At 42.8% G+C, this 18,439-nt stretch carries 18 protein-coding genes; 4 read left to right on the forward strand and 14 right to left on the reverse strand.

The window, feature by feature from the left end; genetic code table 11:
- Positions 1–16 precede the first annotated feature (16 nt).
- Together SSV_RS06240 and SSV_RS06245 are read right to left on the reverse strand one after the other, a co-directional pair.
- A complete protein-coding gene (locus tag SSV_RS06240; RefSeq protein WP_072074118.1) occupies positions 17–1,801 on the reverse strand; it encodes a serine hydrolase domain-containing protein in 1,785 nt (594 codons plus the stop codon).
- Positions 1,802–1,914: 113 nt separating this feature from the next.
- Positions 1,915–2,106 (reverse strand): hypothetical protein, encoded by a 192-nt coding sequence (locus SSV_RS06245; RefSeq protein ID WP_072074119.1) that lies wholly within the window; start codon positions 2,104–2,106, stop codon positions 1,915–1,917.
- A gap of 617 nt (positions 2,107–2,723) precedes the next feature.
- On the opposite strand from SSV_RS06245, the gene SSV_RS06255 reads away from it, so the two are divergent.
- Together SSV_RS06255 and SSV_RS06260 are read left to right on the forward strand one after the other, a co-directional pair.
- Positions 2,724–4,256 carry an ATP-binding cassette domain-containing protein gene (locus tag SSV_RS06255; protein ID WP_072074120.1) on the forward strand — a complete coding sequence of 511 codons (1,533 nt, stop codon included), beginning with the start codon at positions 2,724–2,726 and terminating at the stop codon, positions 4,254–4,256.
- Between the two features lie 90 nt (positions 4,257–4,346).
- Complete coding sequence (locus tag SSV_RS06260; protein WP_072074121.1) at positions 4,347–5,555, forward strand: DNA helicase UvrB; 1,209 nt, start codon at positions 4,347–4,349, stop codon at positions 5,553–5,555.
- Between the two features lie 90 nt (positions 5,556–5,645).
- On the opposite strand, the gene SSV_RS06265 is transcribed toward SSV_RS06260, so the two are convergent.
- From SSV_RS06265 to SSV_RS06320, 12 genes are all read right to left on the reverse strand, one after another.
- Positions 5,646–7,382 carry an ABC transporter ATP-binding protein gene (locus SSV_RS06265; protein ID WP_072074122.1) on the reverse strand — a complete coding sequence of 579 codons (1,737 nt, stop codon included), beginning with the start codon at positions 7,380–7,382 and terminating at the stop codon, positions 5,646–5,648.
- Positions 7,372–9,114 carry an ABC transporter ATP-binding protein gene (locus SSV_RS06270; protein WP_072074123.1) on the reverse strand — a complete coding sequence of 581 codons (1,743 nt, stop codon included), beginning with the start codon at positions 9,112–9,114 and terminating at the stop codon, positions 7,372–7,374. Before SSV_RS06270 ends, SSV_RS06265 begins: the two co-directional genes overlap by 11 nt.
- A gap of 96 nt (positions 9,115–9,210) precedes the next feature.
- Positions 9,211–10,398: an MFS transporter gene (locus tag SSV_RS06275; RefSeq protein ID WP_072074124.1), complete on the reverse strand. Its 1,188-nt coding sequence runs from the start codon at positions 10,396–10,398 to the stop codon at positions 9,211–9,213.
- Positions 10,399–10,523: 125 nt separating this feature from the next.
- Positions 10,524–11,870 (reverse strand): asparagine--tRNA ligase, encoded by a 1,347-nt coding sequence (gene asnS, locus SSV_RS06280; RefSeq protein ID WP_072074125.1) that lies wholly within the window; start codon positions 11,868–11,870, stop codon positions 10,524–10,526.
- Positions 11,871–11,892: 22 nt separating this feature from the next.
- Positions 11,893–12,258 carry a VOC family protein gene (locus tag SSV_RS06285; RefSeq protein ID WP_072074126.1) on the reverse strand — a complete coding sequence of 122 codons (366 nt, stop codon included), beginning with the start codon at positions 12,256–12,258 and terminating at the stop codon, positions 11,893–11,895.
- Positions 12,259–12,437: 179 nt separating this feature from the next.
- Positions 12,438–12,788 (reverse strand): hypothetical protein, encoded by a 351-nt coding sequence (locus tag SSV_RS06290; protein ID WP_072074127.1) that lies wholly within the window; start codon positions 12,786–12,788, stop codon positions 12,438–12,440.
- Between the two features lie 9 nt (positions 12,789–12,797).
- The gene (locus SSV_RS06295) at positions 12,798–13,391 is read right to left on the reverse strand and encodes a hypothetical protein (protein ID WP_072074128.1); all 594 of its coding nucleotides are present in this window, start codon (positions 13,389–13,391) and stop codon (positions 12,798–12,800) included.
- A gap of 14 nt (positions 13,392–13,405) precedes the next feature.
- Positions 13,406–13,825 carry a hypothetical protein gene (locus tag SSV_RS06300; RefSeq protein WP_002895228.1) on the reverse strand — a complete coding sequence of 140 codons (420 nt, stop codon included), beginning with the start codon at positions 13,823–13,825 and terminating at the stop codon, positions 13,406–13,408.
- A 232-nt stretch (positions 13,826–14,057) separates the two neighbouring features.
- Positions 14,058–14,531, reverse strand: coding sequence for a hypothetical protein (locus SSV_RS06305; protein ID WP_072074129.1), 474 nt, complete (start codon positions 14,529–14,531; stop codon positions 14,058–14,060).
- A 234-nt stretch (positions 14,532–14,765) separates the two neighbouring features.
- Entirely contained in the window at positions 14,766–15,233 is a 468-nt protein-coding gene (locus tag SSV_RS06310; protein ID WP_072074130.1) for a hypothetical protein, read from the reverse strand.
- A gap of 250 nt (positions 15,234–15,483) precedes the next feature.
- Positions 15,484–16,665, reverse strand: coding sequence for a pyridoxal phosphate-dependent aminotransferase (locus SSV_RS06315; protein ID WP_072074131.1), 1,182 nt, complete (start codon positions 16,663–16,665; stop codon positions 15,484–15,486).
- Positions 16,662–17,150: a cell wall elongation regulator TseB-like domain-containing protein gene (locus tag SSV_RS06320; protein ID WP_009659456.1), complete on the reverse strand. Its 489-nt coding sequence runs from the start codon at positions 17,148–17,150 to the stop codon at positions 16,662–16,664. Before SSV_RS06320 ends, SSV_RS06315 begins: the two co-directional genes overlap by 4 nt.
- Positions 17,151–17,264: 114 nt before the next feature.
- Between SSV_RS06320 and SSV_RS06325 the strand changes: the two genes are divergently transcribed.
- Positions 17,265–17,711 carry a MarR family winged helix-turn-helix transcriptional regulator gene (locus SSV_RS06325; RefSeq protein WP_072074132.1) on the forward strand — a complete coding sequence of 149 codons (447 nt, stop codon included), beginning with the start codon at positions 17,265–17,267 and terminating at the stop codon, positions 17,709–17,711.
- 85 nt (positions 17,712–17,796) lie between these two features.
- Positions 17,797–18,345, forward strand: coding sequence for an NADPH-dependent FMN reductase (locus tag SSV_RS06330; RefSeq protein WP_072074133.1), 549 nt, complete (start codon positions 17,797–17,799; stop codon positions 18,343–18,345).
- Positions 18,346–18,439: the final 94 nt, after the last annotated feature.

Consider the following 18,439-nt stretch of genomic DNA (forward strand, 5'->3'; position numbering starts at 1 on the left):
GAAAGCGGAAAAAGGATCACAATGCCCACCACTGATAAAGTGACCAATAGAGGATATTGACAACGACGGCCAGCGCAGATAGGCTAGTCATGACTGTCAGGAAGAGGCGACCTTTTCCGATGCCTTTTCCAACCTTAGCCAGAAGTGGATAAACCGCACAAATTACCAAGATTAACCCTAGACCGGCAAATGTCATGAAACGCCAGCTAGCCAAAAAACTCAGATCGCTGACAGCCAAAGCACTGAAGAAGAGAGTGAAGTTGACAGCCACAGCTACTCCTGCTATGGAAGTCACATAAGTCCAGATGCGAAGATGTTTCGGTGTTTTGGACGGACCTTTTTTGAAGACCAGGCGGAAGAGATCAAGTCCACCCCGTACCAAGAAGACAACAAAACTAAAGACAATTCCAATCACTGCTAAAATCAGGATGGTCCAATCTCTTATTACATCCGAATCCTTTACCTTGACGCTGTCACCATAAGCTGCTGTTACTTTTTCCGTTCCAGCTTGATTGCTGACAACCGCATAGTTCTGAGTCAAAAGCTGGTTGTCCGCAGATTTCTTGACAAAATTTGTATAGAGCAAACTTCTGGTAACGGAGAGAGGTCCTGCCGCAAAATGACGTGCCGGTCTGTAATAGCCAGGTTGAAATGCATCAAAAGTCTCTTGACTCGTCTTTTTCTTAGGTCCAAAGACCAAGGCAGGCATCTCAAAGTTATAAACGGACTCGTGCTCTTGATTGGTCATAACGGTCATACCAATGCCATTTTTCAAATCCATAAGCAGATAAGATGAATAACCTATGGAATTACCACCATGACCGACAACCGTCGTCCCATATTCCTGAGTCCAAAAGCCGTGCATATTGAGCGGCATATCTGTTCCTGGATAGGTAGAGCTAGCAGTGAAAAGCGTCTCCCAAGTTTCCGATTTTTTGAAAAGTTTGTCTCTCTTCAAAAGCGCTTGGGCGAACTTCTGGAAATCTCCCATCGTACTGACTGTATTTCCAGCTGGATAGAGACCGACCTGAAAGTAGACATTTCCCATCGAGGTCTGACCGTCTGCTTGATAGGACAAGGCCTCCATCCGCTTCTTATAAACCTTGAGATTATCCTTCAAATCTGAAGACATAGCTGTATCATTCATCCCAAGAGGCTGAAAGATATGCTCATGAATATAAGCAGATAAATCTTGACCAGAAACTCGCTCTACGATGTAGCCAGCTAGCCCCGCAGAGAAGTTTGAATAGCTCGTTATGGTTCCAGGTTCATAAGTCTGTTCTGGCTGGTTAGTAGCTACGATTTCACCGATTGTCAGTCCAATATCCTCCTTATAAGCATGAGTCGACTCGCCAAATCCCGCCTGATGGTTCATCAGATCTAGCATAGTGATAGGCTTATCATAGCGGAGAGTCTTGAAAAATCCCTCTGGCAGGTAGGTACGAATGTCTTCCTTCAGATCGATTTTGCCCTCTTCGTATAGCTGCATGACAGAGACCCAGACTGTTAGTTTCCCAACAGAACCCCAGTCAAAGACACTGCTATCATCGGCCTTGAGTCCTTTATCCTTGTTCATATAGCCAAAGTTTCCTTTGTAAATAGTCCCGTCCTTATCAAAGACCGCCGTCTCCATACCTGCCGTTGTCTTTTCATGTTCCTTGACAAAGTCTTGGATTTTCTGACCGATTTTGTCACGACCCGTACCTGATGGCAGCTTCTGCGAGTCAGCCAAGGCTGTAACCGGCTGGAAGAGCCCTAGAGTTATAATCGTTAGAAGCGTTAGAATAAATGATTTTTTCATGATATTTCCTTTCTATTTAGCTTCAACAATCGCATAGGCGATACTTCTGTATACCATTCGGATAAAAATTCTTAACATAGCTTTCTCCTTTCTTATGCAATGATTTGCCTCATCTAATCAAAGGCCGCTGCTTCTACAGCCACCCTTGTCGCTTCATCTTGCTTGACATGTTCCTGAATCTTTTGGGCAATCTCAATGGCCTCTGCGTTAGATTTCAAGGATTGCTCCACCGTCTTAGCTTGAGGCGTTTTTACAAGTCCCAAGCTTAGGACTGTCAAAAGCCAGAGAAATAAAGTTTTTGGCATGGTTTCTTACTCCTTAGATACAATTTAAAATGACGACTGGAATCTATCCCATTGCAGCTCTTCTTATCTTTTACAAATTTTAGGCCTATTTGTATAATCATTTTATATATAATATTTTTATATACAAGACGATTATATATAATTTTCTGGTATATGTCAAATTTTTATATAATCTAAAAATTATATATCAAAATCAGCTTAAAAGCCTTGAAATCAATATTCTTAGAGAGTTTATAAAAATTGGCTCCAAAAATTTTTTAAAAATTTTTATTTTTTTGAAAGCGCTTGACGAATCTACTATCTTTTGCTAGACTTAAGACAGAACTATTTCGGAGGTACACGGAGACATGAAAAATTAAGTCTATTTTTTAAAGGAAACTTTATTTAGTAGATTTTGTCATGTTTCTGCATATCCGCGGGATGTTCATTTTTTTGTGCTTTCTAGCTTCTATTTGCTTATCTTTAGATCAATCCTGTCATTTCTTTGACAATACAAGCTGGAACCCTATAGATGAATTATCCTACTGGGACACTCCTGTGTCTGCTTTGTGCAATCTCAACAGCTCTGCTAAATAAAGCAGGGCTGTATTTTGCGTTATAAAACAAAGGAGACATCAATGCTTCAAATAAGAAATCTAACCATCACCCACCTAAAAGACCTGAAGGAGCTAGTCAAAGATTTGTCACTGACTGTCAATCAAGAAGACAAGGTCGCTATTATCGGTGAGGAGGGCAATGGCAAGTCCACCCTACTCAAGCTCTTGCTAGACGAGCGACTTGTCAGTTCCTATGTCAGCTACAGCGGACAGATTGATAAGTCCTATACTGCTGCAGTCTACTTACCCCAGCAGCTTCCTTCAGAGGATGCCCAACTGACGCTCAACGACTATTTCTTTGCTGATTTTGAGACTGAGCTGGACTACGCTAAGCTCTACCGCTATGCTGGAGAGCTCAACTTTGACAGTCAGCGTTTTGCCAGTCAGCAGCAGCTCTCTAGCCTATCTGGAGGAGAAAAACTTAAAGTTCAGCTTATCAAGAAACTAGCCAGTGATTGGGACATTCTCTTTCTTGACGAGCCCTCTAATGACCTTGATCTCGAAACTCTGACTTGGCTGGAAAACTTTATCAGCCACAGCCAGAGAACGGTCCTTTTCGTCTCTCACGACGAGCACTTTCTCGCTCAAGCTGCGACCAAGATTGTTCATCTGGAGCGAATCAAAAAGAAACAGGAGGCCAGAACCAGCGTCAAGAGTCTGGACTATGAAAATTACCGCCATCAGCGTCAGGAGGCTTTTGAAAAACAAGGGCAACTAGCACGAAAAGAGCGAGAAGAACACGCCAAGACCATGGAAAAACATCGACGGGTTAAGCAGAGTGTGGAGCATACTTTACGAAACACCCATGACGCTACTGCAGGTCGACTGGTGGCTAAGAAAATGAAAAACGTCCTCTCGCAGGGCAAACGATTTGAAAAGGCAGGCGCTGAAATGACAGAAATTCCGACACAGGAAGATGCCATCAGCCTTCACTTCTCAGATATAGAAGCTCTGCCATTGACCAAAAGAATCCTCAAATTAGAAGGAATGAAACTGGAAACAAACGAACGACAACTGGCGGAGAACCTTACTCTGGAGGTCTGTGGCCAGGAAAAAATCGGGCTGATTGGTGCTAATGGTGCAGGCAAATCCACTTTGCTTAAGGAAATATGGAAGATTCTGCGCGAGCGGACAGATATGCAGGTCGGCTACATGCCCCAGCATTATGGCGACTTGCTGGCTGATGAGAGTAGCCCTTTGGACTTTCTGGCTCCCTCTAGCGACAAGTCCCAGGAGGAGAAAATCCTGACGCATCTAGCCAGTCTCCAGTTCACGCGCGATGAGGCCAGCCACTCGATTGGGCAGCTTTCCGGAGGTCAAAAAGCCAAGCTCCTCCTGCTCAAACTTGTCCTAGATCGCCCTAATGTTCTTATATTGGACGAGCCCACCCGCAACTTCTCTCCCACCTCTCAGCCTCAGATTCGCCAGCTTTTGGCGACCTATCCGGGCGCCATTATCGCTGTCTCCCACGACCGAATCTTTCTCAAAGAAGTCTGCCAGAAGATTTATAAACTGACAGAAACAGGGTTGGAGGAAGTTGGACTTGAAAAGTGATTCCAAAATTTTCTTCACTATCTTTATTGACTACTTATGGTCACTTCCTTTATAATGAAGATAGTTTCATAGAAAGTTCAGGTTTTAAACATGGGAGATATCATAAATATTGCTGCTGAAAACACACTTAACAAAAAAGAGATTTTTAACGAACAAGCCCAATTCGTTGAACTCACAGATCAGATACTTTTACAAACTCGTTCTGAAATTGAACAACCAACTACAATGAAGTTACCAATTATTGAATTATCAGAATTAGGAACTACTGTAGCTTCTCTAATCCCTAATTTGACAAAAGTTGTCCAAGGAAATAATGGCGAAAAAGCCTATCGCATTGTTAATAAAGCTGCTGGTGATACCTTAAAAAAGGCAAAAAATGGTAACTACTGGGGAGCTCTGCGAAAAGCGGATGGAGGCTCGAAATTTGTCCAACTTCAAGAAATAAGTGAACTTGCAAATGAAGGATTGATGATTCAACCACAAGTTATCATTGTCGCTGCACTCTTATATTCTGTTGAGAAAAGATTAGACAATATTGTTGAAATTGAGAAACAAATTTTATCATTTTTAGAAACCGAAAAAGAGTCCTCAATTGAAGCCGATGTCGAGACATTGATGGATTTAATTAGGAAATATAAGCATAATTGGGACAATAGCCACTTCGTCTCCAGCAGCCATAAAATGGTAATGGATATTCAGAGAAGTGCGAGACAGCAAATGACTTCCTACCAAAAAAAATTAGAAGAAGATTTAAAGTCTAACCCTCTTCTTATCATCCAATCAGAAGTTTCATCAGCTAAGAAAAAAATTAGTAAGAAATTTAAATACTACAGCTTATCTCTATACACCTATTCACTGGCATCTTATATCGAAATTATGCTCAGTGGAAATTTAGCTGAAAAAAATATATTATCTATCAAAGAAGAAATCGAAAAACTTTCTTCTGCCTATTCTGCCATGTTTACAAAATGTCTAAATTATTTAGAAAAAATGAGCGAATCCTCTATTGAATCCAATGTATTGAAAGGTGTAGGAGAAGCAAGCAAAGCAATAGGCGGTTTCTTAGGAAATATTCCTTTTATCAAGGACAGCCCTGTAGATGAATTTCTCCAAGACGGCGGAGAAGAGCTAAATAAAAGCGCAAAGAAAATGGAAAAAGATATAATTAAATCATTCAAAAAATTAGAAAATGCTAAAACATCTGTTTTTATTGATAGGCTCAATGAACTGAACCAAATCTACAACCATACATCAGATGTATGTATAGACAATGAGAATATTTATTTTATTGTTTCATAGTACTATAGTCTATAAGCAAAAAGAGTTGGAAATTCCAACTCTTTTAATTCTGTTTAGCATCAATCTGTGAACTTTAATAAAGCTCCCCTTCTACTCCTGCGCCGTCTGCATTTGGTAATAAATACCTCTGGCTGTCATGAGCTCCTGATGATTCCCATGTTCGACGATATCACCATCTACCATGACGAGGATGATGTCAGCATTTTGAATAGTGGACAGGCGGTGGGCAATGATAAAGCTAGTCCGTCCCACCATGAGCTTGCTGAAAGCCTCCTGAATCAAGACTTCTGTCCGGGTATCGATGGAGGAAGTCGCCTCATCCAAGATTAGGATTTTAGGCACAGCCAGGAAGACACGGGCAATGGTCAGAAGCTGCCGCTGGCCTTGAGAAAGGGAGTCCCCAGCATCCGCCAGATAGGTGTCATAGCCCTGAGGCAGCTGCTGGATAAAGAAATGCGCGTTGGCCGCCTTGGCAGCTGCAGTGACCTCTTCTCGGCTGGCGTCTGGCCGACCAAAAGCTATGTTATCATGAATGGTCGCCGTCTTAAGCCAAGTCTCTTGCAGTACCATACCAAACTGCTGACGATAAGAGGCTCTAGTGTAATGTGTGATGGAAACATCATCTAGAGAAATAAGACCACTATCAACATTGTAAAAGCGCATGAGGAGATTGATCAAGGTAGACTTGCCAGCACCAGTTGGCCCGACAATGGCGACCTTGCTAGCTGCTGGAATCCTCATATTCAAATCCTGAATCAGCTCTTTTCCAGGCTCATAGCCAAAAGCCACATGCTCAAAGCTAATCTGTCCTCTGACATCTTCCGACTGGAGGATTTCCTGACCAGACTCTGCTATTTCTTCTTGGTCCAAAACGCTGTAAATCCTCTCCGCACAAGATAAAGCGCTCTGCAATTCCGACATGACTGACGATATATCATTGAAAGGCTTAGTGTACTGGTTGACGTAGTTGAGAAAGGTTACCAGCTGCCCAACCGTAAAACCTGTTCCCTGAATGATTCGGACAGCCCCAAAGCCTACAATCAAAGCATAGATCAGGGCATTGATAAAACGAGTTGAAGGATTAACCGTCGAAGAATAGAAAATGGCCGCCTGCGAATAGTCAGCATAAGTTTGATTACTGCGAGTAAAAGCTGTATCAAACTGCTCCTGAGCATTAAAAGCCTGTATCAGACTTTCCTGGGTCAGACTTTCCTCAATCAGCTGGGTCTGGGCCCCTCTCGCCTGCGTCTGCTGTTGGAAAAAGCTAAAACTCTTTCTAGCAATAAAGCGAGCTAAGAAGAGAGAAAGGGGCGTCAAAAGCAGAACCAAAAGCAAGAGGAAAAAGTCCAATCTGGCCATGCTAATGATAGTCACTAAAATTGTCAGCAAACCCACAAAAAATTGATTAAAAACCATGAGTAGGCCATTGCTGAGTTGCTCCAAGTCCGTCGTCACCCGACTAACCAAGTCGCCAGTTCCCTGCCAATCCAGATAAGCCAAAGGCAGATAGTGTACTTTCTTGATAACGTCTTGACGGAGCTGCTGGCTATAGCGATAAACCAGCTGATTATAGAGCAAGGGATTGAGCCATTGAATCAGCGTATTGGCTAAGATAACCAACAGCATCTGACCCAAAATCGGCATCAAATGCTGCTCCGATTGAGGGAGAAGAACACTATCAACCGCATTCCCGATTAAAACTGGAAGAAGAACAGTCAGAGCCACTTGAGCCACCGTTCCCAGACTAGCTAGGAGAAAGAGCCAGCGCGCCTGCAGCAAATCTCGAGTCAAACGCCTCAAGCTGCTAGGTGATGTCTTATGCTTCATGCTTTCCCTCCTCTCCTTGACTATGCTGTGAGTGATGGATTTCTCGGTAAATGGCAGAGCTGACTAAGAGTTCCTCGTGGCGACCAAGAGCCACCTGTTCTCCCTTATCTAGGACTAAAATTTGATCCGCTGAGCGCAAGCTATTGGTCCGCTGGGAAATCAAGACCAGACTGGTCTGAGTCAATTCATTCTTAATAGCCTGCAAAAGTCTAGCCTCTGTCAAATAGTCCAGAGCTGAGGTCGCATCATCTAAAACCAAGAAAGGTGTCCTCCGCAAGACAGCTCTGGCAATGGTTAAACGCTGACGCTGACCGCCAGAAAAATTCCGACCAAAGGCCTCTACAGTCGCATCCAAGCCACCTTCCTTCTGAGAGACAAAGTTTACCGCCTGAGCAATCTCTAAAGCCTGCCACAAGTCTGCGTCTGTTGGCTTGCTTGACATACCCAAGGTCAGATTGGAACGAACAGTTCCTTGGAAAAGCTCCGCCTTCTGAGGCACCAGACTGATCCAAGACCGCCATTCTCTGAGATTTTTAGGACTGCGTCCTTGGGAAAAGATGGTCAACTGACCAGCAGCCACAGGATAGAGATGGGCCAGTAGCTGAACCAGAGTAGACTTCCCTGACCCTGTCCCGCCAATAACCCCCAAAGTCTGACCTCTTTTCAAATCAAAAGTCAGACCAGTCAGGGCTGGACTAGCTGCATTTGGATAAGAAAAGCTGACCTGCTGAACTTTAATAGCTTGATTCGGCAGAGCTGTTTCCTGCACTAATTCCTGCAGGACATCTTCTTCTGCTTGCTCGAAGACTTGATTGATGCGACCTGCACTGATATAGCTTTGATTAAGAGAATTGACCAGCATCGCTAGCTTGAGCAATTCCACCAAAATCTGCAATAAATAATTGACCAAAGCCACTAGCATCCCCTGGGTCAGCAAGCCCTTGCCGATAAAGCTATTCCCCTGCCAAATCACAGCAATCAGGGTACCATTGACCGTAAGAAAGGTCAGAGGACTAATCAGACTAGCCAGAGCTCCCGTCCTGATTTGCCAGGTTTTATAGAGCTCATTGCGATTGCGAAAACTCTGAACCTCGCGTTGGGTCTGACCGAAAGCTCGTATAACCCGCATACCCTGCAGTTGCTCACGCGTCAGATTGACCAGTTGGTCTGTCAGCTGGCGAATTTTGGCATAGAGAGGATTCATCAGACGAGACATGAAAACGATAATAGCCGTTAAAATTGCCACCATGAGCAAGAACCACAAGGTAATGACCGGACTGATAGTAAAGGCCATGATGATTGAGCCAAAAACGATGATAGGCGCCCGCAGAAAGAGACGAAGGAATTGATTGATGCCCGTCTGGATCTGATAGGTGTCGCTCGTCAGCCGAGTCACCAGGCTAGAGGTCGTCAGCTCATCCCGACTAACCTTGGGCAAGCGCAGAATCTTTTGATAGAGGTCACCTGTCATCTGACGAGTAAAGCCCACTGCCGCCTTAGACGAATAATACTGGGCTACCACTGCTACCACCACGCCCAGTGCAGCCAAGCTCATCAAAAGAAAAACCATCCAGTAGAGATGGGAGCTGTCCTGTCTAGGAATGGTCTCGTCCACAATTTCCGCAATCAAAAGCGGAACTAACAGTTCAAAACTGGCTTCCAAAAGCTTGAACAAGGGTCCCAGCAGAGACTCCCTGATATAGCCCTTAAAATATTTCAATAAATCTTTCATACCGCCTACTTCTCCATTAAACTGTATTTATTTTACCATAATTTTCAAAGGGTAAAAAATATTCTCCTTCTGACCAGCAGAAAGAGAACATTGATATTAGACTTCTTGTAAGTTCTGGCTTATTTTCTTTAGACCCATATACAAAAAAGGTGTCGATGCTAATAAAAAGCTGCCCCAAGCTATAAAAGTCCAGTCGAAGCCAAAGTAATCAATCAACCAGCCTGTCAGAGGGAAGATGACAATCATACTCAGGCTGAACATCATAGAATAAACACTGAGCATGGTCGCCCGTACTTCACTTGGCAGCTGCTTTTGTAAATCGTTGTCAAAAATCGGCTGAAAAAGAGCATACAAGGCGTTGCTGATTAGATAAATCAAAATATAGATGATCGGTGTGCCAAAATAGGACAGCAGGTAGCTTGCTCCAGTTAGAAGGACTACTGAAGGAAAAAGTTTCAAGGCAGAATATTTCTTTCCAATCATACTCGCCAGATATACCGCTAAGATATTCAAAGCACTGCCAATCAGCATGACCGCTGAAATTTGCCAAGCTTTTAAGTCAGGCAATTGATTTTGGTAGTAAAAATAAAACATGCACATGAGTGTTCCGATGATTTGGGACAGAATCATCCAGATGAAAAGGCTAGGATTCCTCTGCAACTCCTCTTTGACAGCCCAGATAATCTTTTTCATAGTCAGGCGCTCCGCTTTCTCTGCCTTGACACTTGGCTCTTTCAGCATCCAAGTCAAGAAAAGAACGATGATAGAGGTGCCAATCATGATGTAGTAGGTCAGGTGCAGTTGTCCATGGACAAAAAATCCAGCCCAGACCGTTCCCAAAGACCTGGTCGCTTCAGCCACTCCAGACATAAAGCTGGAGATGGATAGGTAACGTTCCTTGAGTCCGGCTTCCACAGATGAATCATAGACCATGGCTGCACTTGTCCCTGAATCAAAATTATAGGACCAAGCACTAATCACCATAGCCAATGCATAAACCCAAAAGTTCCCCTGCCCGGCCAACATGAGAACAGAAGACACAATCCCAGCTATCCGGCTCAGATAAAGATTGGTCTTGTAGGAAAAGCGATCCGCCAACATCCCAGAAGGAATTTCACAAATAACGCTAGTCGCATGAAAAATACTTTCCAAAAGCCCAATCTGCCAGAGGGACATACCATTTTGAATTAGAAATAAAATCCAAAAACTAGTAATGCCTAGAAAGGCAAAAAATTCTACTCCGGCCATAAGACCGATATTTTTCCGATAACTTCTTTTAAACATACTTTCTCCTTTAACAAGTGTTTTTTCATTTCTATCCTTTGTCACTTGTTAATCCTCTCGTTACATGATCTCCACCTCTTCTTTCTAGTGCTTTGAAAAAACGCCCCATGGGCGTTTGATTTGTTTTATGGTTTAATACGGTGCAACATACGTGGGAATGGAATGGCTTCACGGATATGCTTAGTCCCTGCTACAAAGGTTACCATACGCTCGATACCGATACCAAATCCACCGTGAGGGACTGTTCCATACTTACGAAGATCCAAGTAGAATTCATATTCTGAAGTATCCATACCAAGTTCATTCATCTTAGCAACGAGCGCATCGTAGTCTTCTTCACGCATAGAACCACCTATGATTTCACCGTAGCCTTCTGGTGCCAGTAGGTCCGCACAAAGGACACGGTCTGGATTTCCAGGAACTGGTTTCATGTAGAAAGCCTTGATGGCTGCCGGATAATTCACGACAAAGGTTGGTACTCCAAAGTGGTTTGAAATCCATGTTTCATGTGGTGAACCAAAGTCATCTCCATGTTCCAGATGCTCATAGTCCGAATCCTCATCATTTTCATGAGCTTGCAAGAGGTCAATCGCTTCATCATAGCTAACACGCTTGAAAGGCTCAGCAATATAGCGTTTCAAGAGTTCTACATCACGTTCCAGTGTTTCCAAAGCTTGAGGAGCACGGTCAAGAACACCTTGGATCAAGGCTTTAACATAAGCTTCTTGCAAGTCAAGTGACTCATCATGCGTCAAGTATGAATACTCTGCATCCATCATCCAGAACTCCGTCAAATGACGACGAGTTTTTGATTTTTCGGCACGGAATACAGGACCGAAGTCAAAGACACGACCAAGAGCCATGGCACCAGCTTCCAGATAAAGCTGACCTGACTGACTCAAGTATGCTGGAGTTCCGAAGTAGTCTGTTTCAAAGAGCTCAGTTGAGTCTTCTGCTGCATTTCCTGACAAGATTGGGCTGTCAAACTTCATAAAGCCATTCTTGTCAAAGAATTCATAGGTAGCGTAGATAATGGCATTGCGGATTTGCATCATAGCCACTTGCTTACGAGAACGCAGCCACAGGTGACGGTTGTCCATGAGGAAGTCCGTTCCATGTTCTTTAGGCGTGATTGGATAGTCATTTGACTCGCCGATGATTTCGATGTCTGTAATATCCAGCTCGTAGCCAAATTTTGAGCGCTCGTCTTCCTTGACAACCCCTGTCACATAGACAGAAGTTTCTTGGCTAAGCTTTTTAATCGTATCAAACCTCGCCAATCCTTCTTCTTCGCCAAATTTCTCAATGAAGTTAGGCTTGAAGGCCACCCCTTGGAAAAAAGCAGAACCATCGCGCAGCTGCAAGAAAGCAATCTTACCCTTACCGGACTTATTGGCAACCCAAGCACCGATGGTCACTTCTTGACCAACATAATTTTTCACATCAATAATTGTTACGATTTTCTTTGACACGTTTTTTCTCTTTTCTATTTTTTTATTCTTTATGACAGACTGCCTCGACATTATTACCATCCGGATCCAAGACAAAGGCTGCATAATAAGGCTGGTGATATTGGGGACGAATACCCGGAGCACCATTATCTTGACCACCCGCTGCTAGACCCGCTTGATAAAAAGCATCCACCTGCTCCCTAGTCTCCGTACGAAAGGCAAAATGAGATGCATCTGATTGCCCATGACTTAACCAAAAATCTCCAGCTGGAGCTGTCCGAGGTTCTGCAAAACTTACTGCCTGAGGAATTTCAAAGGCAATCTTGTAGCCCAATGGCTCTAAAGCTTTCTGATAAAAGAGCTTACTGGTTTCCAAATCCTTGACTGTAATCCCAAAATGATCAATCATATCTGCCTCCTAGATTGGTTGCTAAATGTCACTTTATTTCAAGACAAATCTTTTGGACATCTGTTCTATATTTTACCATAAAGCGATTGCAATAGCTATCCTTGAAGAGGCTAAATCTCAGAAAAATTAAAAAACCAGCCTCCTAAAGGCTGGCGGATAACTCTCTCTAAATAAGAGGACTAATTTTTCGTTCCATAAAGCAGTCGATCAACCATATCATCATCATAGTTCAAGACTTTTTTCAAAGCCATCTTAAAGCGCTGATCACTGAGAATCTGACCTCCAGGACTCTGATCGATCGTCGCATAATTCCCCTCCCCATCCTGAGTAAAGGCTACAGTGAGCTCTTGGTCAGGATCTTCACAAACATTTCTCTGAGGATCTTTGGAACTGGTAGACGGTCGAAAATCCATTCTTTGCAGACGAAACGACAGTTCTTTATGAAAAGCCGCAATGTCCTTCTGACGATTGGCCACAGGCTCATGTTTGTCCAGCCAAGTCAAAACATCTTCTCTTGTAATATATATCATCTTCCCCTCCTAAACCAAATCAAAGTTCGCCCTGTAAATGACCGTATCATAGCTTGGGCTAGCTGCTGAGAGAGCTGCTTGAATGATATGGAGCACGCGCTGCTGTTGACCTTCGAAAGCCAAAGGCAGCAGCATATTGGAGACATTTTTGACAATCACTCCCTTGGTGAATTCCCCATCTTCATAAGAAAAATCCTGCTGATGAAAAATGGTCTTAGTCTTAAATTCAATCACCTGTCCTTGCAAGATTAGCTTATAAGTCTTCTTCCAGTTGGTTCTGCCACCAAAGCGATAAAGGACCAGATAAATCCCCAAATCATAATCTGCAACCCAATCGCCCGTCTCAAAGATTAGCTCGTCATCAATACCAGCCTTCTTTAAAAGCTCAATCCCTTCTTCAGAAATCATCTCATGCACGAATTTCCAACTTCCTTCTTGAGGAAGAGTCGCTGTTCCCTCAGTCTCCTTCTGAGGGCTACTACTGACTGCTTTATGATGAACTCTTTTAGGGGTAAATTCTTCCTCCCAGCTCATATCTTCTTCTATGTCACTGACAGCCCGCCTAGTCGGTAAAAAATCCAGACACTTTTCTAATAATCCCATATCTTATCTCCTCTTTATCTGTACTCCACGTGGTTTACTTCCCTTATCTTTGTATCATAATAAGGGTTAATTTGCGACAGGGCATGTTGAATCACTGTTACGATCTTGTCCTCTCGTCCTTTTAAAACCTTGGGAATCACAAGCTGGGAGATTGTTTCTGTTGATAGACCTTTTACACTTTGATCTTCCTCATTGCGAACTGGATATCTATCGGCCCGCTCTTCTTCTAGGCGAAATTCAAGCAAATGGCCACCGAGCATCATGGCTAAGACTTGATATTTCCCTTCCCCAATACGAAATTGCTTGACGCAGAGAAAAATTCCTCTCTTCTCATCCTCTAGTAAAAATGGCAGAGCCAGTTCTTTTTCTTCAATAGAAAAATCCTCAAGAAGCTTCTTCTCTCTTTCCCCTATTTCCTTTCTGATAAAACCCATTTTATCTCCTTTTGTACAAAATAATCTTCATCCCTATTATTACTTAAGTAAAAAGACCATGAGGAACACACTGCAAGTCAATAGAATGCAGGGCTAGACCAAATGGACTTCTTTTATTATACACCGAAACACCGTCGTCTTCAACTAAATACTCCTCAAATTTATAAGTCGTGTGGTGATTTCTATCAGAAAGTTACTTCTACTAACTAAATCTAGCATTGATAGCTGCTATTTAATCAATAGGCGGATCATCCTTTACCTCTTCTTTCGTCTTCCAGTAGGTCATACCGCTCTTCTCAGTATCTATTTCCATCTTTTTATTAAGTCTAATATCAACCTTATAATAGGCACGTTTAATTAAAAACTTTTGACTGTTCTCTGCAGAACCCCAAGTTCTACAAACCATCAAAAAGCGTGCAGAACCCAGTCCAGATATCTCCTCCTTAGTGTAAGAACCAGGTGCAGTTGGACGTTCTAAGATTCTCATATTCAAATTTAATTCTGGCTGGTAATTGTTCAAATACCAGTCTATTCGGGCCGAATCATTCTCATAGTATTGGATACGATAGCGATGACCTTTGACTTGCAGACTATAGCCATTGGATTCGGAAATAGTGGTCCAACCCACCTCTGAATTAAAGAAAACATAAGCTCCTAGCAAGACTAGACCGCCTAGCAATAATAAGAAAATCAAACGACCTTTCATATTGTTCTCCTTCCACTATTGTTTAAATCCGTCATCAGCTGAATTCTAAGCGAAGCCAATTAACATTTATCCTTGCTAAAACTTGCTGATTGTGACTAGAGTGAAAAACGCTTCCATATCTTTCTATATTATTTTACCATTTTATTTAACTCATTGCCAGTACAGTCAAAAATAAATTGAAAAGGACGAACGCTGAGTTCATCCTCTCTTTTTATTAGTAGCTGCTCTTCGCTTTTATTCTTGTTTTATATCAACCTTTTCAGTTTTATCAAAGGTCATGCTGCTTTCCTTAGTATCTACATCTTTCTTATCATTGACTTCAATATGTACTTTAAAATAGGTTCGCTCAATCTGCGGTTTGTAACTAGTCTCATAAACCATCGTAAAGTCCGCATATCCCTTCCCAGAAAGCTCCTGCTTTGCAGATCCACCAACAGTATTTTTCAAATGTTTACTATTTAAAGTTCGCATCTTTAAATTTAAACCTGGCTGATAATTATTTAAGTACCAGTCCATACGAGTCGAGGCATTCTCCTCAAAAAGAATCCGGTACCTATTATCTTTTGCTTGTAGGCTGTAACTTGGTTCACCCGGCTTAGACTGGGAAATTGTGGTCCACCCTTGCTCTGAATCAACAACAGAACAAGCAGCCAATAAAACCAAACTGACTGCCATGAATAAGAAAAATAAATGTCGTTTCATATCCTTCTCCTTTCACTCCTGTTTGCAAGCCCTAGCAGCTATAATATAACTGCTCCCAGCTTTTATTTTCTGAACAAAATTTTCTCAATTCGACCAGAAAACTTGAAAACGTTTTTATAAATTCTATATTATTTTACCATTTTGTCAAACTATTTGCCAATGCAGTTTAGAGAGACTGAAAAGGACGAACTCTGAGTCCGTCCTTATTTATCGTTTATAAATCTTCGAAAGCAGTGTAAGATTATGAGCTCTATTTACTCTCCATGAATTGCTGCAGGCGCTGAACAGCTTCTTTGAGCGTATCCAAGTCCGTCGCATAGCTAAGACGGACATTTTCTGGAGCACCGAAGCCTGCTCCGGTCACCAGAGCCACGCCAACCTCTTCTAAAATAGCTGTCGTAAACTCGGTCACATCGGTACATCCTTTCATTTCCATGGCTTTCTTGACATTTGGAAAGAGATAGAAGGCCCCTTGTGGCTTGACTACTTCAAATCCTGGCACCTGAGCCAAGAGCGGATAGATGGTATTCAGACGCTCTTCAAAGGCCTGACGCATCGTCTCAACCGTATCTTGACTGCCAGTCAGAGCTTCGATAGCTGCATATTGAGCCACTGCTGTCGGGTTAGAAGTCGTCTGACCTGCAATCTTACTCATAGCTGCTATAATCTCTGGCTCACCAACTGCGTAGCCAATCCGCCAGCCTGTCATGGAGTAGCTCTTAGAGACACCATTGATAACCACCGTCTGCTTGCGAATATCCTCAGACAGACTGGAAATTGGAGTAAATGTATTACCGTTATAAACCAGACGTCCATAAATGTCATCTGCCAAAATCAGAATATCATGCTCTACAGCCCAGTTTCCAATCGCCAGCAGCTCCTCTGCTGTATAAATCATACCCGTCGGATTGGACGGCGAGTTCAAAACTAAGACCTTCGTCTTTTCAGTACGAGCAGCTTCTAGCTGTTCCACCGTCACCTTGAAATTGTTTTCCTCTGTGGCTTGGACAAAAACAGGAGTCCCCTCGGCCATCTTAATCTGGTCGCCATAGCTTACCCAATAAGGCGTCGGAATGATAGCTTCATCACCTGGGTCAAGCACACTCATAAAGAAGGTGTAGAGGGAGAATTTAGCTCCGGTTGCCACAGTCACTTGATTAGGCTGGATTGTGTAGCCGTAATAGTTGGCAAAATACTCCACCACTGCTTCTTTTAGCTCTGGCAGACCGCTGGTCACTGTGTAAAAACTAGCACGCCCATCCTCAATGGCAGCCACAGCCGCATCTCGGATATTCTTAGGCGTTGGAAAATCCGGCTCTCCCAAAGTCAGAGACAGAATATCCCGCCCCTGCGCTTTCAAAGCCTTAGCTCGTGCTGCTGTTGCCAAAGTCACGCTTTCTTCCATCTTTAAGACACGATTTGATAATTTCATAGTCCCTCCTTGCTGACCAACTGTCCGCTTTCAAAACCAATCAGGTAGTAGGTGCCTCCCGACTTGACTTCCCAGATGGGCTGATCCTGAAAATAGCCCATGGTCACCTTATCAATAGTTCCTGCTCCATTTTCCTTGGCAATGCTCTTTGCCTCAGCCTGACTGACACCTTGGTCCAGTCGATAGACCCGAATCTCATTGGAATCTTTGGCAATCAAAACAGCTTTTTTGACACCCTTACTTGTCTTGCCAAGCAGACTGTAGTAGGATTCCTGCCCATTGTAGATGGCAAAAGAATCCACTTTTTCAAGATCTGCATATTCCTTGGCCAAGCGGCTGCTTGCTTCCTTAGCCGACTGTCTCGGCTGCATAGATACTTGCAAAACTGCAAAAAATGAAAATACAAGAACACTGAGAACGATAAAAATACCGATAAGGTACTGCCAAATTGGAAAACTGGCTTTATTTCTATTTTTATATTTCACTCCGTCATTATACTACAAATACTCCTATTTTTCTATCTTTTTTTTATGAGAATATTCTCAAAATTCTAAAGCAATATCCTTGCATAAGATACTATTTATTGGTAAAATATTGTTATGAAGATTACAGACGATTTAAGCAAAGAAACTCTGCTTGATTTGAAAACCATGATTGTCTTTCACAAGGCAGCAAGAACTATCCGTGCCATTGAAGCCCAAATTTTTAAAAAGCATGATTTGACTCCTACTCAGTTTTCCGTCTTAGAAACCCTATACAGCAAAGGAGAGCTGCGCATTCAGGACTTGATTGACCGTATACTGGCTACTTCTGGCAACATGACTGTCGTCATCAAAAATATGGAACGCGACGGCTGGATTGTCCGCACCTGCGACCCCAATGACCGTCGGGCTTTTTTGATTGGCTTGACGGAACAAGGCAGAGCTAAAATTGAAGCCGCACTGCCTGATCATATCAAAAATATTCAGCAAGCTCTTTCCATTCTCGAAGAAGTCGATAAACAAGATTTGATTCGCATTCTAAAAAATTTCAAAAAAATGAGCTAAATAATTGCTAACTAGTGATTAATGTTGTAACATATATTGTAACAAGAGAAATATCTCTTTATATTATAAAAAAGGAGACAATGCAATGTCTAAAGTATTATTCATCGTCGGCTCGCTTCGTCAAGGTTCTTTCAATCACCAATTGGCTGAGCAAGCTGAAAAAGCTTTGACTGGCAAGGCAGAAGTTTCATATCTTGATTACAAAGATGTACCATTCTTCAACCAAGACATCGAAAGTCCTGCTCCAGCTGCTGTTGCTAAGGTTCGTGAAGAAATTTTGGCCGCTGATGCCATCTGGATTTTCTCACCTGTTTACAACTGGGCTATTCCAGGAGTAGTGAAAAACCTTTTGGACTGGGCTTCACGCGCTCTGGATTTGTCAGACCCAACTGGCCCATCTGCTCTGAATGCTAAGGTTGTTACTGTTTCATCTGTAGCTAACGGCACATCACCAGATGAAGTATTCAAGCACTACCGCAGCCTGCTGCCTTTCATCCGTATGAATGTGGTAGAGCCATTCACAGGTGTTGGTATCAACCCAGAAGCATGGGGAACTGGTCAACTGACTGTCGCAGAAGACAAACTTGCTGAACTCTCAGCACAGGCTGATGCTCTTTTAGCAGCCCTTAACTAAAAAGAGAAGATTATAAAAAGAAAAGAAAACTTATAAGACACTAACCCCCGCAAATAATTGCGAGGGGTTTTTAGAATGCATTATTGACAAGAGC

Source organism: Streptococcus sanguinis, from assembly GCF_001078705.1.
GTDB classification, from domain to species: Bacteria; Bacillota; Bacilli; order Lactobacillales; family Streptococcaceae; genus Streptococcus; species Streptococcus sanguinis_D.